This is a genomic window from Chryseobacterium sp. C2(2020) (assembly GCF_014218915.1).
Taxonomy (GTDB): domain Bacteria; phylum Bacteroidota; class Bacteroidia; order Flavobacteriales; family Weeksellaceae; genus Chryseobacterium; species Chryseobacterium mucoviscidosis.
Window position 1 is genome coordinate 19366 of sequence record NZ_JACLCT010000034.1, and the last position, 26641, is coordinate 46006.

The window sequence follows — 26641 nt, forward strand, 5'->3', positions numbered from 1 at the left end:
TTTATACTGACTTATGAACTTAAAATTACGACTGACCATCTTAAGTTTTCTGCAGTTCTTCGTTTGGGGAGCTTGGCTGATTACGATGGCTAATTTTTGGTTCGGTACAAAACATTGGGACGGAGCGCAGTTTGGTGCTGTTTTCGGAACCATGGGAATTGCTTCCATTTTTATGCCGACCATCACCGGAATTATTGCCGACCGTTGGGTAAACGCAGAAAGAATTTTTTCAGCGTTACACATTTTATACGGTATTGTGCTTTTCATTCTGCCTCACTCGGCGGATCCCGGTTCTTTCTTCACGGTAATGCTTGTGGCGATGTGTTTTTACATGCCCACTATTGCATTAGCCAATTCAATATCTTATACCATTCTTAAAAACAGTGAGCTGGATGTTGTGAAAGACTTTCCGCCAATCCGTGTTTGGGGAACCATCGGTTTTATTGTAGCCATGTGGATTACCAATCTTACGGGGAACAAAGCTACGGAAGGACAGTTTTATATTGCAGGAGCGGTTGCTGTTTTCTTAGGAATTTACGCTTTAACGTTACCAAAATGTCCTCCACAAAAATTAATAGACAAAGAAGCACCATTGTCGGAGCAATTAGGCTTAAATGCCTTTAAAATGTTCAAAGATTACAAGACAGCCTTGTTTTTCCTGTTCTCCATGTTGTTAGGAGCGGCTTTACAGCTTACTAATGCTTACGGAGACGTATTCCTGAGCGAATTTGAACATTTTCCGAAATATGCAGACTCTTTCGTTGTGAAAAGATCTACCATTATTATGTCCATTTCTCAGGTTTCTGAAACCCTGTTCATTTTAGCGATTCCTTTCTTTTTAAAGCGATACGGAATTAAAAAAGTAATGTTGATTTCAATGTTTGCGTGGGTTTTAAGATTTGGTTTCTTTGCTTATGGAGTTCCGGAAGGATATGGTTTAGGTTTAATCATTCTTTCCTGCGTGGTGTACGGAATGGCCTTCGATTTCTTTAATATTTCAGGATCACTTTTTGTGGAAACCACCACCGATAAAAAGATCCGTTCTTCGGCTCAGGGATTATTCATGATGATGACGAATGGTTTCGGAGCGGTTTTCGGAAGTTATGCTGCAGGCTGGGCAATCGATAAATTCTTCACCCACAAATTTACTACCGCTTCCTCACTGGCAAATTATCTTGAAACAACGCCTGATAATCAGACTTTTTTAGGAATCCTGCAAAAGAGTTTCAATTCTGCGGTAAATCCGGACGGAACGTTATCTTCTATTGTAATGGTAAAAGACTGGCATAATATCTGGCTTTCTTTCGCAGCCTATGCGTTGGTTTTAGCTCTTTTATTTGCTGTTCTGTTCAGGCACAAACATACCCCTATTCAGACATCGGATATTAAACATTAATTTTATTACATTGATAACGAATATATTAAATTGCACTTTCAAAAAAAGTGCAATTTTTTTTGATATTCAGGCAACCCTTTTAAAAATATCTTGTCTTATAAACAGAAACTAATTAATGAAGAATTTAGAAGAGAATTTTAAACTGGCAAAAAAGCAGGATCGGAGAAATAAGAAAACTTTTAAATTAAAAATTCTTAAAAGTAAAATAGTAATCAGATAAAATATAGCAAGATATTCCAGATAAGTTAAATATTTTTCTTTTTTGGGAGAAAATTTTCTTTCAACCGGATCCGCTTAATATTTTCGTGAAAAAAGATTTCACACCCATATTTAACGATCAGGCGAAAATTAATAACAAATATGGCGTTCAGATAGGATTGGAGCTGTTATATATCAATTTTTAATATGAATTTTCATCATAGAAAAACACACTTTTTGGAGTGTGTTTTTTTTTGTATTTTGGCACTTTAAGAAATATGAAAAATATTCAGTTATTAGGATTGGTGTTGGTGGTTGCAGGAAGTTTTCTGCCGCTCGTTCACGTTCCCATCATCGGAAACTGGAACTATTGGAAGCTCGATCATTCTCTGGCAATAATCTGTTGGATTTTGTCTGCTGGAGCCCTGTTTGGTATTGCAAACAATAATGCAAAAGTTTCGAAGATTTTTGGAGTTCTTCTGCTGCTTCTGTTTGTTTTTACACTCATCGCCGTAAAACTTCAGGCTTCAGATTACTTCAGCTTTATGCCGTTTAAATCCTGGCAGGATAAACTTGCGGGAATAGTTAAGTTAAAATGGGGCTGGATCTTAGAATTTTTAGGAGCATTCATGATCATTTTAGTTAAAAATAATAAAGTAAAAGCATAATTCACGTATGAATTTTTTTAAAATATTTTCGATCGGAGTATTTTTTTTGGGTGCATCTTACGTAAATGCACAGACGAAGGTAACAGCAAAAAATAAACCTGTTGACAATCCTGCAAAATGCGCCAACATCAAAGAAGGAAAATTCTTTAGAATGAATTATCCTCCCAATCTTTGGTACATGACCGTAAAAGATAATATACAGACCGAATATTATAACGACGGTAAAGATTTTATAAAATTATCCATGGTTTTTGTAGGAGACTGCGATTATAAATTAGTCGTTGTTGAAAAAAGCGAAAAAGAGCATCCCATAAAAGTAGGCGATGTTTTAAGCAATAAAGTTCTTGCCACGCAGGATAATTATGTAAAAATCCAGTCAAAATTCGAGAACGATACCTACGATTTTGTCTTGGTAAAAGTAAAAGAAAATAAAAAATAAACAGCCGGATCATACAATTCGGCTTCAACTAAACGTAAAAAATAGAATTATAAAAAATGAAAGAAGTATTCATCGTTTCCGCAGTAAGAACTCCGATGGGAAGTTTTTTGGGAAGTTTATCAGCAGTTCCTGCAACTAAACTGGGAGCAGTTGCTGTAAAAGGAGCATTAGACAAAATCGGTATGGATCCTAAACAGGTTCAGGAAATCTACATGGGGAACGTTTTACAGGCGGGAGAAGGACAGGCTCCGGCGCGTCAGGTTGCTTTGGGTGCAGGGCTTTCAAACGAAACACCTTCTACCACGGTAAATAAAGTTTGCGCATCCGGAATGAAAGCAGTTTCCATGGCGGCACAGGCAATTAAAGCAGGAGATGCAGACGTAATTGTTGCAGGAGGGATGGAAAACATGTCTTCAGTTCCACATTACTACAACGCGAGAAATGCTACAAAATTAGGCGATGTAAAAATGCAGGACGGAATGGTTCTGGACGGTCTTACAGATGTTTACAACAAAGTTCACATGGGAGTTTGTGCAGAAAAATGTGCAACAGATTACAGCATTTCAAGAGAAGAGCAGGATAATTTCGCCATAGAATCTTACAAAAGAGCAGCAAAAGCCTGGTCTGAAGGTAAATTTGCCGATGAGGTTGTCCCTGTGGAAATCCCTCAGAGAAAAGGAGATCCAATCGTTTTTGCAGAAGATGAAGAATATAAAACCGTAAATTTCGACAGAATTCCTTCACTTCCTACAGTATTCAAAAAAGAAGAAGGAACAGTAACGGCAGCAAACGCTTCTACATTAAACGACGGAGCTTCTGCTTTAATCCTTGTTTCTAAAGAAAAAATGGAAGAATTGGGACTTAAACCTTTGGCAAGAATCGTTTCTTACGCAGATGCAGCGCAGGCTCCTGAAGATTTCACTACAGCACCTGCAAAAGCTTTACCGATTGCTCTTAAAAAAGCAGGGTTAGAGGTTTCAGATATCGATTTCTTCGAATTCAACGAAGCTTTCTCTGTTGTAGGTTTGGCAAACAACAAAATCTTAGGGCTGGATGCTTCTAAAGTAAATGTGAACGGTGGAGCTGTGGCAATTGGTCACCCTCTTGGAAGTTCAGGATCAAGAATTATCGTGACTCTTATCAACGTTTTAAAGCAGAATAACGGTAAATACGGCGCAGCAGCAATCTGTAACGGAGGTGGCGGTGCTTCTGCAATCGTTATCGAAAATATGCAATAATCATTTATATTGATATATTCAGAATCCGGAAGTTTTTACTTTCGGATTTTTTTTTGGAGCTTTTTCCCGCTTTCCGCACTCGCTATTTTGGGATTCGGCGGCGGCTTTTGCCGCCGCCGAATCCCAAAATGAGCTCAGACAAAGCTTCAATCGGGGCTAAAATTCCAGCCATCCATAGAAATTATCGGTAAAAATCATTTGAAAGGTTAAAAAACTTTTAAAAATCAAACTCAATTAAAAAAATACAATGCCTAATTGATGTAGAACGTTTTTTCGTCCGAAAAATAGTCAGGCACAATAGGAACCATTTTCAGATAACTTACGCATACTGAAAAACCATTTTACGTACGGCAACTTTAACCCAATAATAAAATTTCCTTCAAACAAAATAAAAAACTACGAATATTCAGCGGTTTTGCTATTTTTGTGTTTATTAATATTTATTTGAAATGTCTGAAATTGAGAACCTGCAAACTCAAAACATAAAGAATAATCCAAAGATCATGAAAGCCTGGGCGGTTTATGACTGGGCAAACTCCGTTTATTCTTTGGTAATTACCTCTACTATTTTCCCTATTTACTATTCTATTCTTACCACAGCGTACGAAAAAAAAGAATATGTGGCGGCAACAAAATCCTGGATTGATGTCCCTGTAAGACACATGATTAAGATCTTTGGAAAAGAATATCAACCCGATGCCGTGTACGGATATTCCTTAACGATTTCCTTCTTTATAGTAGTTTTATTATCTCCGTTTCTATCCTCTTTGGCAGATACAATCGGGAACAAAAAATCCTTCCTTCAGTTCTTCTGCTATTTAGGCGCTACATCTTGTATGGGATTGGCAATGTTTACCGGAATGCACAACGTATTCTTAGGATTACTCTTCAGCATTACCGCAAGTGTAGGATTTTGGGGAAGTCTGGTGTTTTACAACTCCTTTTTACCTGATATTGCGACAAGAGACAAACAGGATGCACTTTCCGCAAAAGGATACGTTTACGGATATATCGGCTCGGTAGTTTTGGTGATCATCTGTTTACTTTTAATTCAGGTTTTTGCAAAAGGTGCTGCACAACAGTTGCTGTTCACAAGAATCAGCTTTTTATTAACCGGAGCTTGGTGGTTTGGTTTTTCTCAGTATACCTTCAAACATTTGCCTCAGTTCGGGGATGTGAAAGAAAAACTTCCAAAAGACTTAGTCCTTTTAAACTATAAAAACATCTTCAAAAGACATAAAGAACAGGGTGGGTTCTTCGAAGTTTTAAAAGACAATTTAAGCTTCTATAAAGATATTGCTAAAGAAAGTTTTCATGAATTATTTAAAGTAGGAAAAGGTCTTTTCAAGGATAGAAACCTGAAATTTTTCCTTTCCAGCTTCTTTTTTTACAGTGTAGGAATGCAGACCATTTTCCTGATGGCAACCCTGTTTGGTAAAAGTGAGATCAATCTTCCACAGGATAAACTCATCGGAACACTCTTGGTCATTCAGATTGAAGCCATCATCGGAGCCGTAATATTCTCAAGATTATCCAGAAAAATCGGAAACAAAAATGTCATCACCATTGCTATTATTCTTTGGATTGTTGCCTGCATCTGGGCATATTTCCTTAACAAAGAAAATCCTACAGTAGAGTATCAGTTTTATGGCGTAGCTGCTGTGGTTGGTTTGGTAATGGGAGGACTTCAGGCAATGTCCAGATCTACCTATTCCAAACTTTTACCGGAAAACTCAATGGAAAACACAACATTTTTCAGTTTTTACGATGTTCTGGAAAAAATTGCCATCATCGTGGGAACATTTGTTTTTGCTTTATTTATCGACAAATACGATTCTTTAAGAGCCATTTTTGCTAAAATTGATGTTACGCTGCCTTCTGCTTCAGGAATGAGGTTCGCAGCATTTTCAATGGCATTGTTTTTCTTTGTCGGATTAATTTTAATACGATTTTTGAAGCTCAATACCCAGAAAAAATAATTGAAATTATATTTTTAAAAAACTTAAGGCGCTGATAAAGCGTCTTTTTTATTTAATCATCATGAGAAATTATATATTTTATGGTGTAATTAAATTTTTCATTACTTTTAACAATTAAAAAATGTGAAAATATTATTATTTATTCACTGTGTTTTGATTTTTTTTGTTTATTTGCAAATCTAATAAGTCGTTAAAATGATTAAGAAATTTCTAACTCTCTGTATTTTGCAGTCTGCGGTTTTTGGCTTCTCCCAAAACATGAGACCTGTAGCCCAAAAAGTCTCGGAATACCATACCCAAAAGAAGAACTTTGAAAAGTTCGATTTATTCACCATCAACAAAAATTCAGAAAAACTTGCCGAATACAAAAGAGCGGCAACCGATATTTCTGTGCTGAATATCGATTCTAAACAGCTCAAAAAGTTAGTACACGAAAAACCTGAATATCTTGAAATTTCTTTTCCTTTCGATGAGAAGGTAATTACTTTGGAATTGTATAAAAATCAGATATTTACAAAAGATTTTAAAGTGACTACCAACAAAGGCGAAATCGTAGATTATACACCCGGAGCATATTATCAGGGAATTGTAAAAGGAGACAATCAATCCGTGGTCGCGTTCAGCTTTTTTGAAGATGATGTGGTAGGAGTGGCTTCCACCCCCGAACTGGGAAATGTAATTCTCGGAAAAGTTAAAAATTCTACAGACTTTGTAAGCTATTCAGATTCAAAACTTACAGGATTAAATCCTTTTGTCTGCGGTGTGGATGAATTAACGGATAATCACAATCAAAAAATATCTTTCGATCCGGATGCCAAGAAAACAACAGGAAAGGTCATGACGCAAAACTGCGTAAGAATTTATTACGAAGTTTGCTACACACCTTACACAAACAACGGATCTAATACAACAACTACAGCGAATTGGCTAACCGCAATTCATAACAATATCTCAACGCTTTACAGCAATGATGATATCAAAATCGCTTTAAACGAAATTTACGTATGGACAACGGCAGATCCTTACACCGGAACACCGAATGCAAATCTGGCAAGTTTCAGAACCAACCGACAGACTTTTAACGGAGATCTGGCTCATTTGGTCAATCAGCCCTCTACAACAAGTGTTGCTTACATCAATTCTCTTTGTACAACAAACAGACATGCGTATTCCGGAGCTTCACAAACATATAATAATGTTCCTGTCTATTCCTGGACCATCGAAGCGATGACTCACGAAATGGGACACAGTTTAGGTTCGCCTCACACTCATGCGTGTGCGTGGAACGGAAATTCAACAGCAATCGATGGTTGCGGAACACAGGCTGGTTATCCTGAAGGAACCTGCGCCACAGGACCTATTCCTTCTTCTACAGTGAAAGGAACGATCATGAGCTACTGTCACTTAGTTTCAGGAGTAGGAATTAATTTTGCAAACGGTTTCGGTCCTCAACCGGCTGCTTTGATCAGAAATACAGTGGAATCCAAACCTTGTTTAGGAATGAATTGTACAACGGCATGTTCTACAACGGTGACTTCACTTTCTGTTTCCAACATTACACAGATTTCAGCAAACGCAACATTTACCGATGCCACATCTGCTTCATGGAAATACAGACTGACGAAATATGACGGTACCATTGTTACTAACGGAACAACTTCTACACAATCTTTAAGTTTGGCAAATCTTCAGCCCGCAACCTATTATCTTTTATCAGTAGGAACAGACTGTTCTGCGGGTTACCAGAGAACACAGATGTTTTTAACAGATGGAGACTGGTGCGACGGAGCGCAGTTTACAGATACAGGAGGAACCACTTCCAACTACGGGGACAGCCAGACTATTGTGAAAACTTTCTACCCAAGTTCAGGAGCTTTAACGATGAATTTTACAGAATTCGGTCTTGAGCAGGATTATGATTTTATGTATATTTATAACGGTCCTTCTACAAGTTCTCCTCTGTTTGCGAATGGAAATGGTTTAACAGGAATCGCTTTACCGGGAACATTTACATCTACTCATCCTTCTGGTGCAATTACGGTAAGATTTGTGTCTGATCCTGCAGTGAATGACATTGGCTGGAAAGCGAATTTCTCCTGTGCGGTTTTGGCGGTGGAAGATGTAAATACGAAAGACAATACGGTTAATATTTATCCGAATCCGGCAAGAAACATCATTACAATTTCTTCAAAAGATGCTTTAAAATCATTCAAGATTTATGATGAAGCAGGAAGATTAATTAAATCTGAATCTTCATTAAAAGGTAATAAACATGACGTGACTATTTCTTCCATGCAGACAGGAAATTACGTAGTGACAGTAGAAACAGAAAAACAGAAAATTACCAAAAAGCTGATTAAGCAGTAATTTTAAGCTTCTTCATTCTTTAATAATAAACTGCAGACAGACAGTTTTAAACATAATGTAAAAAAGCCTGAAAAAATCAGGCTTTTTTTGTATATTTATAGTAATAGGAATCCTGATTTTAGATTTAATTAAAATTTAAGAATATTTTGCTGTTAAAATTTGTTAGAATTCGGCGCGGGATTTGCTTATATTCACAAGAATAGTATTAAATTTGCAAAAAAATTTATTTAAATAAATGACAAACCCATTATTTTACGCAAAAATTCTTTTGTTCGGAGAATACGGAATCATAGAAGATTCCCAAGGTTTGACATTACCTTATAGTTTCTATAAAGGTACCCTCAAGTTCTCATCACTGGATTCCGAATTTGAAAAAAAATCCAATGATCATCTTAAAAAATACGCAGATTATCTGCAGAGTCTAGAACTTCCTGAAACTTTTGAGCTTAATGTTTCAAAGTTTAAAGAAGAAATTTCTGAAGGATTATTCTTCGACAGCAATATTCCTCAAGGATATGGAGTAGGAAGTTCCGGTGCTTTGGTTGCCGCAATTTTCGAAAGATATTCTGTTTCCAAGCATGAGCCTGAAAATATTTCAAAAGACGAACTGAAAAGTCTTCGAACAGTTTTTGGCTTAATGGAAAGCTATTTCCACGGAAAAAGCTCAGGAATTGATCCTCTGATCTGCTACATGAATCTTCCTATTCTTATCGAAAGCAAAGAAAGTGTAGATAAAGTTGCCATTCCGGAAAGCGAAGCCGGAAAAGGGGCAATATTTTTAATCGACTCCGGAATGACTGGCGAAACAGGACCAATGGTTCAGATTTTCTTTGAAAAAATGAAGACCGAAGGTTTCAGAAAAACCCTGAAAGAAGAATTTATCCGTTACAACAATGCTTGTATTGATGCATTCCTTAAAAAAGACATGAATCCGTTTTTCAGAAATCTGAAAAAGCTTTCTCACTGGGCGTATGAACATTTCCGTCCCATGATTCCCGAAAGTTTATTTAATGTCTGGAAAAAAGGTCTGGACTCCAATGCATATTATTTAAAACTCTGCGGAAGCGGCGGAGGTGGTTATATTTTAGGTTTCACCAAAGATTACGAAAAAGCAGAAAAAATGCTTGATGGCTTCCATAAAGAAGTGATTTACAGATTCTAAAAATTGTTGTGAATGAATTCTGAAAAAGAAACTTTCCAACAGAGAAATTATATTCAAAAATCTTTTTTTTACAGATTTTCACAATTTGTGGGCTTTCTTTTGGGAGCTCGCTTTTTTGTTGCCGTCCTGCTGATCTTTGCTCTCTATGTTTCAACATTTTTCCTCTTTAATCAGGATGAAAATTTCAGAAAATTCGTATTTGATTTTAAAGTTCACGGGATTATTTTCTGTACGGTTCTTACGATTCTTGCCGGAGGAATTATCAATCAGTTTTACGATTTCGAAAAAGATCATGTTGTAAAGCCTTTCAGAACGAGAATTCAGAGCTTCATTAAGCAGAAATATTTTCTCTATGCTTACCTCGTTTTAAGCTTAATTTCTTTGGGAGTTGCCTGGATGATTTCGCATAATGTTTTTGTATTTTTTGTAGTTTATCAGTTCTTTATGTGGTTTTACAGCCATAAACTCAGCAGGATTTTAATATTAAACAATCTTACCTTTGTAAGCCTTACATTGTATCCTTTTTTCGGAATGATGGTGTATTATGAAACCTTTTCGAAGAAAGTTTTACTCATGGCGGTTTTTCTTTTTCTGATTCTTTTATGCATTGATATTGTAAAAGATACGTTAACAAAAAGCGTTGATAAAGCATTTGGATACACAACAATTCCCAATTATTTTAAAAGCAGGAATACCAAAACAATTATTATTTCTCTGCTCATCATTACCATGGCAGTATCCATGAAGCTGATCATGAAAACAGGAATTGCAGGATTCATGGCGTATTATTTTACTGCCGGATTATTTATTTTCATCCTTTGTGTTTACCTTATTTTAAATCATACAAGAAAAAGCAATTTCGTTACGCTTAATATTCTCAGAATTTGGGTTTTTATTGGGATAATCGCAATGCTTCTCAACGGGCTGGAAGGTAAATTATAAAAAATTTTCTTTACAAAACCTGATCCTTTTCTTACCTTTGCAGAACCTTAAATTTATAAAAAGTAATGCCCATTTTTAACGATACTAAAGTCGCATTTGCGGATAAATCCGATGCACAGTTAAGAAAAGCGTATTGGATGTTCAAAATGATTGAGCAGCCTTCTCTTACAAAAATTGGAACTTCTGTTCTTAATTTCACCGTTCATAATAGTTTTCCTTTCGTTACCGGAATTGTAAAAAACACTTTGTTTGAGCAGTTTTGCGGAGGAGAAACCCGTGAAGAAAGTATGAAGGTAGTGAAACAGCTTTTCAGAAGAGGAGTCGGAAGTATTTTCGATTATTCTATTGAAGGTAAGGAAGACGAAGAAACTTTTGATGCGGTTTGCAAAGAGATCAAAGATATCGTAAGATTTTCTGTAGGAAATCCGGCAATTCCGTTTATCGTTTTTAAACCTACGGCTTTCGGAAGAATTGATTTGTACGAGGCTGTCGGAAAAAATGCTGAACTCACAACAAGCCAGAAAGAAGAATGGGATAGAGTGGTAAAAAGGTTTGATGAAGTCTGTAAACTTTGCCACGAACATGACAAAAAAGTAATGGTAGATGCCGAAGAAACCTGGATGCAGGATGCAGCAGACCATCTTTGCGAAGAGATGATGGAGAAATACAATCAGGAAAAACCGATTGTATGGAATACCATTCAGATGTACAGAACCGGAAGACTGGAGTATATGGAAGTGCATCTTCAGCGAGCGAGAGAAAAAGGCTATTTTATCGGGTATAAAATCGTTCGTGGAGCCTATATGGAAAAAGAAAGAGCAAGAGCCGCAGAAAAAGGCTATGCAGATCCTATTCAGCCGACAAAAGATGCTTCCGATAAAAATTACAATGCAGGAATTGATTTCGTTATGAATCATTTAGACAAAGTTTCGGCATTTTTCGGAACCCACAATGAAATTTCTTCAGAGCTTGTCATGGATAAAATGAAAGCGAAAGGACTGGAAAACGGAAATCCTCATATCTATTTCGGGCAGCTTTACGGGATGAGCGACAATATTACGTTCTATCTGTCAGATAAAGGCTATAATGCGGCAAAATACCTTCCTTACGGACCTGTAAAAGACGTTGTGCCTTATCTTACCAGAAGAGCGCAGGAAAATACTTCCGTTGCAGGACAAACCGGTCGTGAACTGGGTCTGATTAAAAAAGAACTCGAAAGAAGAAAAGCAGGCAGATAAATTTTAAAAATAAATGCTAAGCCTCACAAAAATATTGTGAGGCTTTTTTATGGCTCAAATTAAACTCAGCTTTTTATAAGTCAGATGGAAATAGGGCAAATTTTTCTTGATAAATTTAATCAGTCATAACTTTAGGGCTCAAAACTTTCAAATTTTCCGTTTTCGTAGAAAATGACGATTCTTTTAATCTTATTTTGCTGATTTTCAATAGCTTGAGCAATAATTTCATCATTACTTTTTTCTAATCGCTGAGAATCCGATATTTTCTCGTGAGCTTTACTTTGATCCGATATAAACGATTCCTGACGATTCATTTTTGGCGGCTCTATTTCTGTTTCTTCACTGCCAAAACTTTCATCATTATTTACCATCGTAAAAAGATCGGGGAGAGAAGTTGTTCTTGGTTTCTCTTCTTCATAGCTTTCTTCTTTCAGTTCAGGAATGTTCGAGTCGGGAAGCTCAGATTTCAGCATTTCACCTTCACCCGTAATCAGCCAGTCCCAAAGAATTTCAGGAAAGCGGGATTTTATTTTAATGATAAACTCAAGCGACGGCTTATTTCTTCCGGACGTTATGTGCGAAATAGAAGATCGCTGTACTTCAATTTCATCTGCAAACTCCGAAGAAGAAAGATTAGAATATTCGATAACTTTTGAAATTCTCTCGTTTAGACTCATAAAACCATTCTTAAAACGTGTTACAAATGTAAATAAATAAATTTACAAATGCAAATCAAAGAAATAAACAAATGTAAATTAAAGCAAAATACATTTGTAAACTTAGCAAACATCTAAAAATCAGCATTATAATCAATAGATAAAAAAACAATTCTGAATTTTACAAAAGTTTATCCACAGTTAAATCATTAAAATCAATAAAATTTTGCTGAAAACGTCGATAACTTATTGATAAGTTATGTTCATATAAAAACCATTATTGATGTAATAAACATAATTTTGTTGCGGTTTAATACACTGTATTATCAAATACAGATAATGTACTTAAAATAACAGATAAACGCTTTATAATAGGGTAAAATGAATTTTTTACTTTTGTAAAATACAGCTTTCAAACGCATTTGGACTGGGTTTTGTATTATTTTAATCTAAAATATGGTTATTGATCTTTTTTAAGATGTACCAGATTAAATTTCTGAAATTAAAAACAGAAATAATTTAGTGGAAGACTGTATTTTTCGATGATTTACATTTGTATACAATGTTTTATTCAAAGTTTTCAACAATAGTTTTGTTTAACAAATTTCCTCATATTTCTTTAAAACAAGGACTTTTACTACTTAAAGTAATATTCAAATACTCATTTAATTAAACTTTGTAAATTACTGAAATTGAGTTATTTAAAATATAAGCATTAAATTGTTATCAATCCACAATTTTATCAACAGACATTTTGTCATAGCCAATTGTTTAACTATTTCACAAATGTAAAATTTAATTTTTCCATAAAAAAGCCTTAAATTTGACTATTGTAAACTATTTATATGAACTTCGAACAGATCTATTTACAAAATCCAAATTTCCCAAATCGCTATATTTCCCCTGAAAAATTATTTTCTTACCTACAGACCAATCTCAGTGATCATATAAAACAGATCGGAACGTCTTATTTAGAAAAACCTATTTATAAGTTAACAGTCGGAACAGGAAATATTCATGTACTCGCCTGGTCGCAGATGCATGGCAACGAATCAAACGCAACACACGCGATGCTCGATTTGCTCGTGTCTTTAGATAAAGCTCCGGAGTTGAAAGAAGAATTGTTCAGTAAAATTCAACTTGATTTTATTTTTATGCTAAATCCCGACGGATCCGAAAAATGGACAAGATTAAATGCAGCCGATATCGATCTGAACAGGGACTTCCATAACGAAGCCAGTAAAGAGATCAAATTCTTAAAAAATACAGTGGCTTCAAAAAAATATGATTATGCGCTGAATCTTCATGAGCAGAGAACAATTTTTACAACTGACGGAATTCATCCGGCAACGTTGTCTTTTTTGGCTCCCTCAGAAAATGTAGAAAGAACCGTAACCGAAAACCGGAAAAAATGCATGGCGGTAATTGCAGAAGTTTATCAGCATCTGAAAGAATTAATCCCGAATCAGATCGGAAGATATTCTGATGAATTTTATCCGACTTCCACAGGCGATAATTTTATAAAAGCAGGAATGCCTACGATTTTATTTGAAGGCGGACATTTTGTAGACGACTACACCAGAAAGGGAACCCGAAAATATTACACGGTTGCTTTATATTATGCGTTAAAAGCGATTTCAGAATTAAATTCCGAAACCACAGGTTGGGAAACCTATCTCGAAATTCCTGAGAACAGAGAAACACACTATGATATTATTTACAGAAATGTAAAACTGAATACAGATCATGAATGTATTTTAGACGTAGCGGTTCAGTACCGTGAGATCAAAGAAGAAGGAAAAGATGAAATCTCATTCATTCCTTTCGTAATGGAAGTAGGAGATGTAAAGAAGAAAAAAGGCTGGCTCGAAATCGACTGTACCGGAAAGAAATTTGTCTCAGAAACAAAATATCCGAAACTTGATGCAGAAGTGAATTTTACAATAGAAGACTGAAAATAAAAAAAGCGGAACCGTAATGATTCCGCTTTTATTTTATATAAATAGACTGTTCATTCAGAAAGGAAGTCTGTACAATTACAGATCCTTTATTTCATTAAAACAGAAATTAGTTTATGACTTTAATTCCGTTGGCTACAAATCTGATCTCTTCTTTCGGAGTTTTGATCGCATCGATTTCAGACTGAGGCTTTTTAGCATCTTCCGCATAATGTTTCTGCTCGTCTACAGAAGTAATTTTTCTTTCCGCAGTTCCGTCCATAACAACAGTTTTACCTTTTAAAGCAGTAGGAACAAAGAATGCATAATCCTTCATTTTTACAAAAAACTGAGAGTTATCTTCTGTCTGGATTGTTAACCAACATCCTTTTTTATCGCAAACGTCTATTACTTTTCCTTTTACGGCAACGTTTTCTACTTTTTTATCTTTTTTAAGCTTTTTGCTCAGCTTATCTACAGAAATTGCTTTAGATTCTACATTTGAAGCAACTCCGCCACCGTAAACATCACCTACAAGAGCATTTCCTGCAGGAGGTCCGAATTTTTTTGTTTCCTGTGCAAAAGCTAAAGACGAAGCACTCACGGCTACAGCAAATAATATCGCTTTGAATTTCATTTGAATTATTTTTTTCAAAAGTAATAATAAAATTCTGAACGGCAAACATTAAAAATTTGATAAAAAACAGGTTCAATCTTTCAGAATTTGAATGCATTTTCTTAAGACCAGCTTTGTTATCTATTTTTAACTCGGGGTTCGCAAAAGATAATAGGATTAGCTTTGAAAAAATTCCGTTCGCAAGGGTGTTTCACTCAGCAAATGATAGCGAACTTATATTTTGAAAACAATTTTTAGACGCCTTAATTTCAATACATTATCATATAAAAAAAATTAAATATCAATTATATATTTTTATCATTCGCTGAGTGAATAGTTTATGCTGAGCCTGCCGAAGTATCTTTGCGAACGGAAAATAATCATTGTTGTTTTTAATAAAAACCTTGTGGTCATTGCGTTGAATATCATTTCATAGAAAAATCCGGCGAATATTAAATAAAACAGAAAATAATCCTATAATTATTTATATTTGGAATCTACAATCAATTATGCAGAAAAAACTAAAACTTTGGGATGCCATTATGCTGGTAATGGGATCCATGATCGGAAGCGGAATTTTTATTGTTGCCGCAGATATGATGCGGAATCTTGGCTCAGGATTCTGGGTAATCGTGGTTTGGATTATTACGGGAGTCATGACTGTCGCAGCAGCCATCAGTTACGGAGAACTTTCGGCTATGTTTCCAAAAGCAGGAGGACAATACACCTATCTTAAAGAAATTTTCGGAAGAAAAATGGGCTTTTTGTACGGTTGGGGATTGTTTACGGTCATTCAGACAGGAACAATTGCTGCCGTTGCCATGGCTTTCGGGAAATTTACAGCCTATCTCGTTCCCGCTTTAAATGATGCAGCTCCGATTTTCCAGAGTGGCGAATTTAAAATTACATGGATCCAGATTTTAGCAATTGCTACTATCATTTTATTAACCCAGCTCAACACAAGAGGCGTTGAAAGCGGAAAATTATTACAGAATATCTTTACAGGATCCAAAATCATAGCGTTACTGGGACTTATTGCTACAGGATTTATTCTGGTGGATATTTCGCATTTAGCGGATAATTTCAGTTTTGGGTATGATGCTTTCAGCAACCTTAAAAAAGACATTTCAGGAAATTTTCTGAAAGAAGGCTGGGAACCCATCGGAGGAATGACTTTACTGGGCGGAATTGCCGCAGCAATGGTAGGTTCCGTTTTCAGTTCGGTAGCGTGGGAAAGTGTAACCTTCGTTTCCGGAGAAATTGAAAATCCAAAGAAGAATGTTGTAAAATCTATGATCTACGGAACAACTGCGGTCATGATTTTATATATCGCCGTCAATTACGTTTACCTGAACGCTTTAGACAGAGATTCCATTGCTTTTGCGGAAAACGACAGGGTAGCGGTGGCTGCTTCACACTTCATTTTCGGAAATGCAGGAACGGCAATTATTGCGGTTTTGGTGATGATCTCAACTTTCGGATGCAATAACGGACTGATCTTAGCCGGAGCAAGAGTGTTTCAGACGATGGCAAAAGACGGAATGTTTTTCAGACAGGCAGAGCAGAACAACAAAAACAATGTGCCCGCAAATGCACTCTGGATGCAGGGAATCTGGGCTTCCATTTTATGTCTGAGCGGACAGTACGGCAATTTGCTGGATATGATCTCTTTCGTCATTGTTCTATTTTACATGATTACCGTTTTCGGCGTTATTTACCTGAGAATAAAACAGCCGGATCTGGAAAGACCTTACAAAACATGGCTGTATCCGGTGACTCCGATTATTTATTTATTGATCGGGACAGGTTTCTGTATCTTATTGCTCATCTACAAACAGCAGTATACATGGCCCGGTTTTCTCATGGTTTTACTCGGACTTCCCGTGTATTATCTCATTAATATGAATAAAAAAACTGAAAAATAAAATCTTGAAATATTTATCTATAGGATTTTTCTTTCTGTCACTGAATTTATTTTCTCAGAAAATTAGCGGAAATTATTTTGCGGTAGAAAAGAAGTGTAAAATGGAGATCAGTATAAATCCTCAAAAAAACTATGAATTAAGAATCAACAATAAGATCCGATTAAAGGGAAAGATTAAGGTATATAAAGAAGATACGGTGACTTACCTTGATTATGGACATATCAGTTCTATGTATGATCGCGACACCATTTATATTCAAAATTCGGGCAATGCAATGAATCCGTACTGGCACTTTAAAGAATGTGATATAAAGTATATCCGTCTTGCCAAAAAGAAATAATCATATAAAGCTGTTCGCAAAGTCGGGCAGCTTTTTTTTGGAGCTTTTTCCAGCTTTCCATTACAATCTTTTTTTCAAAAAGGATTTTCATTGCAATCTGGGCTAGGATTTTTCTGTATAATTTCAATTTTTGTCCGCTACATCCATCAAAAACAGGAAAAATAAATCAGAAGTCCCGAAAGATTCCCCTACTTTGGAGGGGTGGCAAAAATTTCATGAAATTTTTGACGGGGTGGTTTAGAAATTTCGAAACCTTTAAAAATGTTTAAACTCACAGAACTTCTCCGTTATTTACAAACAACCCTGTTTTAAACCTCCGGAGTTCTCCGGAAGTCTCCCGCAGTTTGCAGGAAACCACAGAACTTCTCCGTTGGTTACAAACAACTCTGTTTTAAATCTCCGGAGTTCTCCGGAAGTCTCCCGCAGTTTGCAGGAAACCACAGAACTTCTCCGTTGGTTACAAACAACTCTGTTTTAAATCTCCGGAGTTCTGCGGAAGTCTTCCTCAATTTATTGGAAGCCATCGTACATGATATTGTAGACAACTGATCATTAAATTTTAAGGCTCTAAAAATTCCCCTCTTCGGAGGGGTGGCAAAAATTTCAACGAAATTTTTGACGGGGTGGTTTAAAATCAAAAATCTGTTTGATCTTTTATTAATTCATGTAATTTCAAGCCCAAGCCTATTTAAAAAAGAAGAATTTAAACAACAATCAATAGTATTATCTCATTTTTTTCCTTAAAAATGATTAATTTGGTAGTATCTTTCAAAGAATTAAGTTCTATGAAGTAAAAAATTAAGAAGGAGAAATCATGGACACACCAAATTACAGAATGCCTTTTGTTCCGTCGACTTTAATGACGGAAGGAGGAAGCATAGAAACCTGCGACATGGGAGAAAGCATCGCACACAATATTATGCTGCTCATCACCACCAAAAAAGGCGAAAACCGATACGACGAAAATTACGGAAACGATGTCTGGAACCTTGAATTCGATAACGGCATTACAAGCGCAGTCTGGGAAGCCGTTTTCATTAAAAGCCTCAAAAGACAGATTCAGGAATACGAACCCAGAATTGTTCAGCCGCAAATTGGTGCACACATCCAGATCGTAGAACACAGCTACGACACAAAAGAACATACCGAAATCAAAAAAAAGGTAAAAATCGCCATCAATGCCAAAATGGAGCATTCCGGAGAACGTTTCAGCTTTTCTACAGAGCTTTTCCTGAGTCCGATGTCGATTGATTAAATTCTATAACCACACCAAATCCTATGAATTTAGAACAGAATATTTATTCCAAAGAATCCGTAAAAGCGAGGATGCTTCAGAATGCCACAAAAGTATGGGGTCTGAAAAGTCCTCAGTCTCTTGATCCGTTCGTTAAATTATTAATTGACGCATTCAGCACGGAAGTATTCAAAGCGAACAACGAAATACAGACCGTTAACGCCAGAATTTTAGAAAAACTGGCAAAATTATTAACGCCTTCCATTTATACACATCCGATTCCGTCTCATGCGATTGCGTTTACGCAACCTTATGAACCGTCGGAAATTTTATTGGAGCATACCGAGTTTTTCTTTAAAAAACAGATGACTTCCACCATAAAATCAGAATCGGATAAGCAGATTAATATTCCTTTTACGCCAATTGGAAATATAAGAATCAACAAAATACAGACCGCCATCATGTTTGTAGGAAATACCTGCTACGGAATCGATGACCGGCTGAATAAAATTCCTATTGCAAGATTTCAGGGAAGACCGGAAGATTACCGTAAAGTGACGATCGGAATTGATGTTTCAAAATATTCAAACGAAACTTTTCCTAAAAATGTAAGCATTTACTGCTCAAATCCTGCTTTCGAACATCTTGATTTTACCTATAAACTATTGCCCTACATTACGGTTTCGTCCAACGGAAATCCGTTATTTGTAAAAGAAGGTTTAACCTATTATAAAAACAATCAGGCAGAAGGATATGAACAGATGTTCCGCGAACAGTCTATTCAGAATAAAATTATTGAAGATATTAAAAGTGTGTATCATCATAAATTCATTGAGATTTCCGGACTTTCAACCTCATTATTTTCAGAACCGGGACAGCTTCCCGAAAATCTCAGCTATGTAGATTATAAAGAAGAAATTACAAAATACATCGACGGAAAACGGTATCTGTGGCTTACTTTCGAGTTTCCGCCGCAATTTTCCGCTGAAATTCTGGATAATTTTTCTTTTGTTTTGAATGCTTTCCCGATCTACAACCGCGGCTGGAAAAAAACGGAATACAGCTTAGACATCATGGGAAACAATATTCCTCTCGTAACGGATGAAGGCGAACATTTTCTGTATGTAGATGAGGTTCAGGACGGTGACGGAAGAAAATATACCGAAATTCCTTTCACCCCGAATGACGATCTCCGAAAAGGATTATACACGGTAAGAAAGGGCGGAATGGAGCGTTTTACGAACAGAAATGCCGTTGATATGATTGCCAATGTTCTGGAACTGACGCGGGACGAAATTGCAGCCTTTTCTTTACTGAACCGGGATAACGTGAAAGGCGTTCTCAGTGAAATGTCCGACAAAATGAAATCCATGGTTCAGAAAGTAAACAATGCCAAGCGGAGCATTAAACAGGAGCTGAACTATGTGATTATGGAGCCTGTTGATAAAACAGATCACACCTATGCTTCATTCTGGATCACGCATTCTACTTTAGCCAATCATATGCGTCCCGGAACGGAACTTTCCAATCAGTTGAAATCACAGACGCTGGTTCTTTTAACGGAAACGATCGGCGGAGCGGAAGAGCAGAAGGGAACCGACAGTATTCAGGCTTATAAATATGCTTTAACCACCAGAGACAAGATCATTTCTCTGGAAGATGTGAAAAACTATTGCCGAATGGTTCTTAAAGACGAGCTGAAAGAGGTAAAGGTAACCCGCGGAACCATGATCAGCAATAAACCGAAAGAAGGTTTCATCCGAACGGTTGAGGTAGAAATCATTCCGCAGAATTATTCTTTCTACGGAAGAGCTTATTGGGAAAATATGGCGAATGTTTTAAGAAACCAGATTATTTCCAAAGCCATCGACGGAATTGAATATCTGGTAAAAGTAACGAATGAAGATTCGGATTTTTAGTGATTGTTTAGGATATTCTCAATAAAAATGGATGAATTCTCAGACGATCTTAGGATGACTTGGCGAAATCTTCAGCATATTTATTTGAAGGAATATAAAAGCAGTTAGTATTAGAATCCTGTCATCCTGAGCTTGTCGAAGGATCTTTAGCTAAATAATAAAAGTTTCGGGCAAACCAAAGGTTTGCCCGAAACTCATTAAAAAAACTACTGTTTAAAATAACTGATCCATAAGAACCACCTCTCTTTTTTCCAGTAAAGGAACAATCTGTTCGGCCACAACTTTCTGGTAATGTTCAGAATTTTTATGGAATTCCACCGCATCGGCATTTTTATACCCTTCAAACAATACCAAAGTATGATCGTCTGATCTGCTTTGATGTACTTTATAGAAAAGATTTCCTTCTTCCTGCGAACTTTTTTCTGCTGCCTGTTGTACCAAATCCAAAACAACATCCAGTTTTCCTTCTTTTACCTGCCATTTGGCACAGATATATACTGCTTTCTGATCCATTTTTTATTAAATTTAAAGCTAAATTAAGCTTTTTTCGCTTCCAAAAGAGCCACTATTTTTTCTCCTACACCTTTTGCAGAAGCAGGATTTTGTCCGGTCACGATATTTCCGTCTGCAATACTGTTTGCAGACCATGGTTCTGCTGCATGGAAAATCGCACCCTGCTCCGTTAAGGCAGTCTGAAGATCAAAAGCAACATCCGCTTTTGCATAATTCTCTTCTTCCGCAGTGGTAAATGCAGCAATATTCTTACCATTCACCAGATAACTTCCATCGCTTAATTTTACATTCAGAAGCGAAACGGGACCATGACAAACCGCTGCTACGACACGGTTGCTTTCATAAAAATCGGCAAGTACTTTTTTAAGTTCCGGCGCTTCCGCCATATCCACCATCGGAGCCAGACCTCCCGGAACAAACACGGCATCGTAACCGGAAGTGTTTACCTCAGACAGTTTTTTTGCACTGTGCATATCTTCCCAGCCTTTTCCCGTTAAAAATTTTAGGTTCTCCGGATCATCTGCTAAATTTAATCCGTCCAGAAACGGAGACTCACCGGTTAAACTCGCAAAATCGATCTGGTAACCTGCATTTTCAAATTCTGCATAAGGATGCGCTACTTCAGGCAGGAAAGTTCCTGTTCTTTTATTGTTCGGACCGATAGAATTCGCGTTGGATACAACGATTAATACTTTTGGATTCATGACATTCAATTTTGTTTATTAAAAATATTTTGTTTGATCTTTTTGAAATTGATTGAATTTCTACAGCAAATGTATGCCGATCCAATGCTTCCTTCGAAGGACTGAAGTCACAAAAAAAGTGTGATCCAAATCACACTTCTGCATTTTATTCTATTGGTTTTATGTTTTATTGGTAGCTGTTTCCCGCTTTCCGTTACAATTCCTCATTACGCGGCTCCGCTCCGCTTCGCTCCGCCGCTCCATTGCGGGATTTTCTCTACAATCGGGGCTATGGCGGAAGTTATTCTTTTCAATATCTGAAACAATATGCATAAAGTCTGTTTTTAATCTAGTCTTTAATTTATTGTGTTTTTTGTGTAAAAAATTAGTGACATTAGTGTTTAAAAAGATTCTTAATTTGTCTTTTATTTCGTATTCGCGGTGTCACTCTGAGCCTGTCGAAGAGTCTCTTATTATCTTTATTGCTAAGATCCTTTCAGGATGACAAAAATGCTGGAAATGCATTTCATTAAGATTTTCTGAATAAAAAATTTAAAAACTACTTATTGGTATTAGAATACAGTCTGCTTAAAGTTTCCCTGCTTACGCCGAGATATTCTGCGACATATTTTTTAGGAACTTCCGAAATCAGATCAGGATATAATCTTACAAATTCTTCGTAACGCTGTTGCGGTGTTCCCGACAAAAGCATCATAATTCTCTGTTGAAGCGCAATATAACCGTTCGTTAATTTAATCCTGAAGAAATGATCCATCTTGTGAAGATCTGCTGCGAGTTTATTTCTTCCTTCAAGGGTAAGACTTACCACTTCACCTTCTTTCAGGCATTCGATAAACATTTTGGAATTTTGCTGTTTAAAAAATCCGATATAATCGGACATCCACCAGTTTTTTTTGGCAAACTGAAGAATATGTTCTTTGCCGTTTTCATCAATATAATAGACTTTATAAATTCCGTCAAGAACAAGAAATTCATATTTAACTTCGTCTCCGTCGTGGATCAGGAACTGGTTTTTACGGACTTTTCTCAAAGTGAAAAAAGTTTTAACGTATTCAAACTCTTCGTCTGTGAGTGGCGTGATGGCTTCGATATGTTCTCGCAGTCGGTTCATAATAATGCTTTATCCGGTGTAAAAGTAATTAAAATTCTGAAGAATCTGCTTGAATTTCAAATACAGAAACTGCAAGTCTGTTTAAACTTTTATTTAACCGCAAAAGCCACAAAACATCTACTAAATTTTTTATTTAAAGTTGATCATTATCAATGAGAAAGCTCACCATAGTTTTTAAAAATCCTTGATTTTTATTCTTTTGAGCGCTTTGATTATTACAGAAATTCGCTTTAACATGATCTTTTGTCCCTTTTGCGGTTAATTCTGAAATTAATTTAAACAAGTTTTGCTTTAAAAAGACTGATCTTTCACTGTGAAAATTACAATAAGTAATCAAAGATTCATGAAGAGTAAATTTTTTGTGGTACAGTTGTCATAATAATTTTCTAAGACCATTAAAAAAACAAATGGCCTCCGAATAATTTCGCATCATTTTTGTAAGGATAAACTAACACTTTTTAACACTGAAAATTGCCAAAATTTCCGTAATTTTGCACATCGTGATTTTCAGGTAAAATCACCCCAAATTATGAGTAAATCAACAGAATATATAGAAGTTTACGGCGCACGCGAACATAATCTTAAAAACATCAATGTAAAAATTCCACGCAACGAACTGGTCGTGATTACGGGACTTTCGGGAAGCGGAAAATCGTCATTGGCTTTTGATACGATTTTTGCGGAAGGGCAGCGCCGTTATATCGAAACGTTTTCTGCGTACGCAAGACAGTTTTTGGGAGGTCTGGAGCGTCCCGATGTCGATAAAATAGAAGGATTGTCTCCTGTAATTGCCATCGAACAGAAAACCACCAACAAAAATCCGCGTTCTACGGTAGGAACCGTAACGGAACTGTACGATTTCCTTCGTCTTTTATTTGCCAGAGTTTCCGATGCCTATTCTCAAACGACAGGAAAAAAACTGGTAAGCTATACGGAAGAACAAATCTTAGAAACCATCAAAGAAAATTATAAAGGCGAAAAAATCATGTTGATGGCGCCTGTAGTAAGATCCAGAAAGGGACATTATCACGAACTTTTTGTGCAGATGGCAAAAAAAGGATACGGACAGGCAAGAATAGACGGCGAACTGCAGGATATTGAATATGATCTGAAACTCGACCGTTATAAAACCCACGATATCGACATCGTCATTGACCGCTGGATTATCGGGGAATCTGCTTCCGAAGCGAGAATGGAAAAATCTCTTCGTACGGCGATGGAAATGGGAGAGGGACTGATCGGAATTCAGAAACTGGGAACGAAGGACATCGAATATTTTTCTAAAAATTTAATGGATGCCGAAACCGGTCATTCACTGGCTCTGCCGGAACCGAATACGTTTTCTTTCAACTCTCCGAAAGGAAGCTGCCCGAGCTGTAAAGGTTTGGGAACCATCAAGAAAATCAATACCGATTATTTTGTTGAAAATCCGAAGTTATCCATCAATCAGGGAGGTTTACTGCCCTTGGAAGATTTAAAGTCTAATAAATGGGTGCTTTCTCAGATCAAAAATATCTTAGAAATTTTCGGATTGGGAATGGCAACTCCGATTCAGGATATTCCGGAAGAAGCGTTAGACTATATTTATAACGGCTGTCATAAAGAATTCAACAAAGATTTAAAATACGCCGGAATTACCAAGAAAATCAAGATCAGCTTTGATGGTCTGATTCCTTTTATGGAAGAAATTATCGAAGAAAGGGAATCTTATGAAGCGATTCTGCTGGAAAGACATTTCACCACGGAAGAAACCTGTCCGGAATGTAAAGGAACCCGTCTTCAGCCTTCGAGTTTAAGCTTTAAAATCGACGGAAAGAATATTGCGGAAGTTAATGCTTTAAGTTTAATTGATTTAAAGGACTGGCTTGCTGATGTTAAGGATAAATTTTCTGAGAAAAATGCCATCATTGCGCATGAAATTTTAAAGGAAATTGAAACAAGGCTGCAATTCTTATTAGACGTTGGTTTAGATTATTTAAGCCTGAGCAGAAGTTCAAAAACGCTTTCGGGTGGAGAATCTCAGAGAATTCGTCTGGCTACGCAAATCGGTTCTCAATTGGTGAATGTTCTCTATATTTTAGATGAGCCTTCCATTGGTTTGCACCAGAGAGACAATGAAAGATTGATTAATTCTTTAAAGAATCTTCGGGATATCGGAAATTCTGTTTTGGTGGTAGAGCATGATAAAGATATGATTCTGGAAGCCGATGAGGTTTTGGATATCGGTCCGAGAGCCGGAAAATTTGGCGGAGAAATTCTGTGGCAGGGAAAACCGAAGGATCTGGTAAAAGCAGATACGATTACGGCACAGTATATTAACGGAAGAAGAAAGATCGAAGTTCCTGCGGAAAGACGTAAAGGAAACGGAAAAAATATCGTTTTAAAAGGAGCAAGCGGAAATAACCTGAAAAACGTGACACTGGATATTCCTCTGGGAAAACTGGTCGTGGTTTCGGGGATTTCGGGAAGCGGAAAATCGTCGCTTATCAACGGAACATTGTATCCAATTTTAAATAAACATTTTTACAGGGCGGTTCAGGAACCTTTGCCATACAAAAAAATCGAAGGTCTTGAACATATTGATAAAATCGTAGATGTAGACCAGACTCCGATCGGAAGAACGCCGCGCTCGAATCCTGCAACCTACACCGGAATGTTTACCGACATCCGAAATCTGTTTGCGGAATTGCCGGAAAGTAAAATCCGTGGTTATAAACCGGGAAGATTCTCTTTCAATGTAAAAGGCGGAAGATGCGAAACTTGTCAAGGAGGCGGTTTGAAAGTGATTGAAATGAACTTTTTACCCGATGTGTACGTTCACTGTGAAACCTGCAACGGGAAACGTTTCAACAGGGAAACTCTTGAAGTGCGTTACAAAGGAAAATCGATTTCCGATGTGTTGGATATGACGATTGATGAAGCAGTGGAATTTTTCCAGCCGATTCCGAAGATTTTTGCGAAGGTGAAAACGTTGCAGGACGTCGGTTTGGGTTATATTACGTTGGGACAGCAATCGACCACACTTTCGGGAGGAGAAGCGCAGCGTATTAAGTTAGCCACAGAACTGGCAAAAAGACAAACCGGAAACACCTTATACATTCTCGACGAACCCACAACAGGGCTTCATTTTGAAGATGTAAAAATTCTGATGGATGCGATTAACCAGTTGATAGAATTGGGAAATTCTTTCATTATCATCGAGCATAACATGGATGTGATCAAGTTAGCCGATCATATCATCGATGTTGGTCCGGAAGGCGGAAAACACGGCGGACAGATCGTTGCTCAGGGAACGCCCGAGGAAATTGTGAAGTCGAAGAAAAGTTTGACGGGGAAGTTTTTGAAGAGGGAGTTAGAGTAAAATTATATAAATATCTTATGGAAAACCGCAATGAAAATTGTGGTTTTTTTATTTACTTTTGGGGAAAACGAATAAACATGAGCTTTAAACTTTTAGCAATTAGACCATTGAAGGATTGTCATGAAGATTTTCTTAAAAATTTAGAAGAAGGAAGAATATACAAATTATATAAGGAATATGAATTTTACAATGAATCAAAAAGAATTGATGATTATAATTTTATTATTGATAGAGAAAATATTTTAGATGTAAATAAAATTAATTTTACACCAATACTACCAAAAAATCTTTATGGAGAAAAGATAAATATTTCAGCAGTCGTAGGTAAAAACGGAAGTGGAAAAAGTAGTTTAATAGAATTAATTTATATAGCATTTTATAACTTATCAATAAAAGGTGGACTAATTAAGCATATACCAGTAAATCATGAAAAAAATTTAATACATGAAAGACAGATTGCACATCTTAATATTATAATTGAATCTTTAAGACAAGACCTAAAGAAAGAGATAATTTCAGATGATGAGCTTAAGGATAAAGAACGATTTTTAGAATATTATTCTAATTTACAGACTGTGGATATGCAAATAAAAATTCCAGTATAAGTTAAGCTACATTTTGATGACACTATCCCGTAAAGTGTGTAAGTAGAAAAGTTAGGCTTGGATTTTATAATCTGAGCCTTTTTTCAAAAATAA

22 protein-coding genes are annotated in these 26641 nt (G+C 36.4%); 16 read left to right on the forward strand and 6 right to left on the reverse strand.

Features of this window, described 5'->3' with window-relative positions:
• Positions 1–13: 13 nt before the first annotated feature.
• From H6W52_RS16725 to H6W52_RS16765, 9 genes are all read left to right on the forward strand, one after another.
• Entirely contained in the window at positions 14–1396 is a 1383-nt protein-coding gene (locus H6W52_RS16725) for a nucleoside permease (RefSeq protein ID WP_185216820.1), read from the forward strand.
• Between the two features lie 476 nt (positions 1397–1872).
• Entirely contained in the window at positions 1873–2262 is a 390-nt protein-coding gene (locus tag H6W52_RS16730; protein ID WP_116099200.1) for a hypothetical protein, read from the forward strand.
• Positions 2263–2269: 7 nt separating this feature from the next.
• Positions 2270–2701, forward strand: coding sequence for a hypothetical protein (locus H6W52_RS16735; RefSeq protein WP_116099199.1), 432 nt, complete (start codon positions 2270–2272; stop codon positions 2699–2701).
• A 56-nt stretch (positions 2702–2757) separates the two neighbouring features.
• Complete coding sequence (locus tag H6W52_RS16740) at positions 2758–3939, forward strand: acetyl-CoA C-acyltransferase (RefSeq protein ID WP_116099198.1); 1182 nt, start codon at positions 2758–2760, stop codon at positions 3937–3939.
• 449 nt (positions 3940–4388) lie between these two features.
• A complete protein-coding gene (locus H6W52_RS16745) occupies positions 4389–5918 on the forward strand; it encodes an MFS transporter (RefSeq protein ID WP_116099197.1) in 1530 nt (509 codons plus the stop codon).
• Between the two features lie 195 nt (positions 5919–6113).
• Positions 6114–8285 carry a T9SS type A sorting domain-containing protein gene (locus H6W52_RS16750; protein ID WP_116099196.1) on the forward strand — a complete coding sequence of 724 codons (2172 nt, stop codon included), beginning with the start codon at positions 6114–6116 and terminating at the stop codon, positions 8283–8285.
• 235 nt (positions 8286–8520) lie between these two features.
• A complete protein-coding gene (locus H6W52_RS16755) occupies positions 8521–9447 on the forward strand; it encodes a mevalonate kinase (protein ID WP_116099195.1) in 927 nt (308 codons plus the stop codon).
• A 12-nt stretch (positions 9448–9459) separates the two neighbouring features.
• Entirely contained in the window at positions 9460–10389 is a 930-nt protein-coding gene (locus H6W52_RS16760) for a UbiA family prenyltransferase (RefSeq protein WP_116099194.1), read from the forward strand.
• Positions 10390–10454: 65 nt separating this feature from the next.
• Positions 10455–11627, forward strand: coding sequence for a proline dehydrogenase family protein (locus tag H6W52_RS16765; RefSeq protein WP_116099193.1), 1173 nt, complete (start codon positions 10455–10457; stop codon positions 11625–11627).
• Positions 11628–11758: 131 nt separating this feature from the next.
• On the opposite strand, the gene H6W52_RS16770 is transcribed toward H6W52_RS16765, so the two are convergent.
• On the reverse strand, positions 11759–12304 hold the full coding sequence (locus H6W52_RS16770; protein ID WP_116099192.1) for a helix-turn-helix domain-containing protein: 546 nt from the start codon (positions 12302–12304) through the stop codon (positions 11759–11761).
• 824 nt (positions 12305–13128) lie between these two features.
• On the opposite strand from H6W52_RS16770, the gene H6W52_RS16775 reads away from it, so the two are divergent.
• Positions 13129–14238, forward strand: a complete 1110-nt coding sequence (locus tag H6W52_RS16775) for a M14 family zinc carboxypeptidase (protein WP_116099191.1) — start codon at positions 13129–13131, stop codon at positions 14236–14238.
• A gap of 112 nt (positions 14239–14350) precedes the next feature.
• On the opposite strand, the gene H6W52_RS16780 is transcribed toward H6W52_RS16775, so the two are convergent.
• A complete protein-coding gene (locus tag H6W52_RS16780; RefSeq protein ID WP_116099190.1) occupies positions 14351–14857 on the reverse strand; it encodes a DUF4920 domain-containing protein in 507 nt (168 codons plus the stop codon).
• Between the two features lie 488 nt (positions 14858–15345).
• On the opposite strand from H6W52_RS16780, the gene H6W52_RS16785 reads away from it, so the two are divergent.
• Both H6W52_RS16785 and H6W52_RS16790 read left to right on the forward strand, forming a co-directional pair.
• A complete protein-coding gene (locus H6W52_RS16785) occupies positions 15346–16761 on the forward strand; it encodes an APC family permease (RefSeq protein ID WP_116099189.1) in 1416 nt (471 codons plus the stop codon).
• Between the two features lie 4 nt (positions 16762–16765).
• Positions 16766–17101 (forward strand): hypothetical protein, encoded by a 336-nt coding sequence (locus H6W52_RS16790; RefSeq protein ID WP_123892002.1) that lies wholly within the window; start codon positions 16766–16768, stop codon positions 17099–17101.
• Between the two features lie 374 nt (positions 17102–17475).
• Here the strand turns inward: H6W52_RS16790 and H6W52_RS16795 are convergent, their stop codons facing one another.
• The gene (locus H6W52_RS16795) at positions 17476–17646 is read right to left on the reverse strand and encodes a hypothetical protein (RefSeq protein ID WP_157967266.1); all 171 of its coding nucleotides are present in this window, start codon (positions 17644–17646) and stop codon (positions 17476–17478) included.
• 269 nt (positions 17647–17915) lie between these two features.
• Here H6W52_RS16795 and H6W52_RS16800 point away from each other — a divergent pair, with 269 nt between their 5' ends.
• Together H6W52_RS16800 and H6W52_RS16805 are read left to right on the forward strand one after the other, a co-directional pair.
• Positions 17916–18356 carry a GPW/gp25 family protein gene (locus tag H6W52_RS16800; protein ID WP_116099187.1) on the forward strand — a complete coding sequence of 147 codons (441 nt, stop codon included), beginning with the start codon at positions 17916–17918 and terminating at the stop codon, positions 18354–18356.
• Positions 18357–18379: 23 nt separating this feature from the next.
• Entirely contained in the window at positions 18380–20254 is a 1875-nt protein-coding gene (locus H6W52_RS16805; RefSeq protein ID WP_087710319.1) for a type VI secretion system baseplate subunit TssF, read from the forward strand.
• Positions 20255–20467: 213 nt separating this feature from the next.
• Here H6W52_RS16805 and H6W52_RS16810 read toward each other — a convergent pair whose 3' ends face one another.
• The 3 genes from H6W52_RS16810 to H6W52_RS16820 all read right to left on the reverse strand — a co-directional run bounded on the left by H6W52_RS16810 (position 20468) and on the right by H6W52_RS16820 (position 22582).
• Positions 20468–20767: a putative quinol monooxygenase gene (locus H6W52_RS16810; RefSeq protein ID WP_116099186.1), complete on the reverse strand. Its 300-nt coding sequence runs from the start codon at positions 20765–20767 to the stop codon at positions 20468–20470.
• Between the two features lie 23 nt (positions 20768–20790).
• Positions 20791–21471 carry a type 1 glutamine amidotransferase domain-containing protein gene (locus H6W52_RS16815; RefSeq protein WP_116099185.1) on the reverse strand — a complete coding sequence of 227 codons (681 nt, stop codon included), beginning with the start codon at positions 21469–21471 and terminating at the stop codon, positions 20791–20793.
• A 538-nt stretch (positions 21472–22009) separates the two neighbouring features.
• Complete coding sequence (locus H6W52_RS16820; protein ID WP_087710313.1) at positions 22010–22582, reverse strand: Crp/Fnr family transcriptional regulator; 573 nt, start codon at positions 22580–22582, stop codon at positions 22010–22012.
• Between the two features lie 529 nt (positions 22583–23111).
• Here H6W52_RS16820 and uvrA point away from each other — a divergent pair.
• Both uvrA and H6W52_RS16830 read left to right on the forward strand, forming a co-directional pair.
• Positions 23112–25943, forward strand: a complete 2832-nt coding sequence (uvrA, locus tag H6W52_RS16825) for an excinuclease ABC subunit UvrA (protein WP_116099184.1) — start codon at positions 23112–23114, stop codon at positions 25941–25943.
• 77 nt (positions 25944–26020) lie between these two features.
• Positions 26021–26548 carry an ATP-binding cassette domain-containing protein gene (locus H6W52_RS16830; protein WP_185216822.1) on the forward strand — a complete coding sequence of 176 codons (528 nt, stop codon included), beginning with the start codon at positions 26021–26023 and terminating at the stop codon, positions 26546–26548.
• The last annotated feature ends 93 nt before the right edge of the window (positions 26549–26641 follow it).

Excerpts from the sequence above, each read along its gene's own strand:
- H6W52_RS16725 (WP_185216820.1), top strand. The coding sequence starts at position 14 with ATGAACTTAAAATTACGACTGACCATCTTAAGTTTTCTGCAGTTCTTC.
- H6W52_RS16730 (WP_116099200.1), top strand. The coding sequence starts at position 1,873 with ATGAAAAATATTCAGTTATTAGGATTGGTGTTGGTGGTTGCAGGAAGT.
- H6W52_RS16735 (WP_116099199.1), top strand. The coding sequence starts at position 2,270 with ATGAATTTTTTTAAAATATTTTCGATCGGAGTATTTTTTTTGGGTGCA.
- H6W52_RS16740 (WP_116099198.1), top strand. The coding sequence starts at position 2,758 with ATGAAAGAAGTATTCATCGTTTCCGCAGTAAGAACTCCGATGGGAAGT.
- H6W52_RS16745 (WP_116099197.1), top strand. The coding sequence starts at position 4,389 with ATGTCTGAAATTGAGAACCTGCAAACTCAAAACATAAAGAATAATCCA.
- H6W52_RS16750 (WP_116099196.1), top strand. The coding sequence starts at position 6,114 with ATGATTAAGAAATTTCTAACTCTCTGTATTTTGCAGTCTGCGGTTTTT.
- H6W52_RS16755 (WP_116099195.1), top strand. The coding sequence starts at position 8,521 with ATGACAAACCCATTATTTTACGCAAAAATTCTTTTGTTCGGAGAATAC.
- H6W52_RS16760 (WP_116099194.1), top strand. The coding sequence starts at position 9,460 with ATGAATTCTGAAAAAGAAACTTTCCAACAGAGAAATTATATTCAAAAA.
- H6W52_RS16765 (WP_116099193.1), top strand. The coding sequence starts at position 10,455 with ATGCCCATTTTTAACGATACTAAAGTCGCATTTGCGGATAAATCCGAT.
- H6W52_RS16770 (WP_116099192.1), bottom strand. The coding sequence starts at position 12,304 with ATGAGTCTAAACGAGAGAATTTCAAAAGTTATCGAATATTCTAATCTT.
- H6W52_RS16775 (WP_116099191.1), top strand. The coding sequence starts at position 13,129 with ATGAACTTCGAACAGATCTATTTACAAAATCCAAATTTCCCAAATCGC.
- H6W52_RS16780 (WP_116099190.1), bottom strand. The coding sequence starts at position 14,857 with ATGAAATTCAAAGCGATATTATTTGCTGTAGCCGTGAGTGCTTCGTCT.
- H6W52_RS16785 (WP_116099189.1), top strand. The coding sequence starts at position 15,346 with ATGCAGAAAAAACTAAAACTTTGGGATGCCATTATGCTGGTAATGGGA.
- H6W52_RS16800 (WP_116099187.1), top strand. The coding sequence starts at position 17,916 with ATGGACACACCAAATTACAGAATGCCTTTTGTTCCGTCGACTTTAATG.
- H6W52_RS16805 (WP_087710319.1), top strand. The coding sequence starts at position 18,380 with ATGAATTTAGAACAGAATATTTATTCCAAAGAATCCGTAAAAGCGAGG.
- H6W52_RS16810 (WP_116099186.1), bottom strand. The coding sequence starts at position 20,767 with ATGGATCAGAAAGCAGTATATATCTGTGCCAAATGGCAGGTAAAAGAA.
- H6W52_RS16815 (WP_116099185.1), bottom strand. The coding sequence starts at position 21,471 with ATGAATCCAAAAGTATTAATCGTTGTATCCAACGCGAATTCTATCGGT.
- H6W52_RS16820 (WP_087710313.1), bottom strand. The coding sequence starts at position 22,582 with ATGAACCGACTGCGAGAACATATCGAAGCCATCACGCCACTCACAGAC.
- uvrA (WP_116099184.1), top strand. The coding sequence starts at position 23,112 with ATGAGTAAATCAACAGAATATATAGAAGTTTACGGCGCACGCGAACAT.
- H6W52_RS16830 (WP_185216822.1), top strand. The coding sequence starts at position 26,021 with ATGAGCTTTAAACTTTTAGCAATTAGACCATTGAAGGATTGTCATGAA.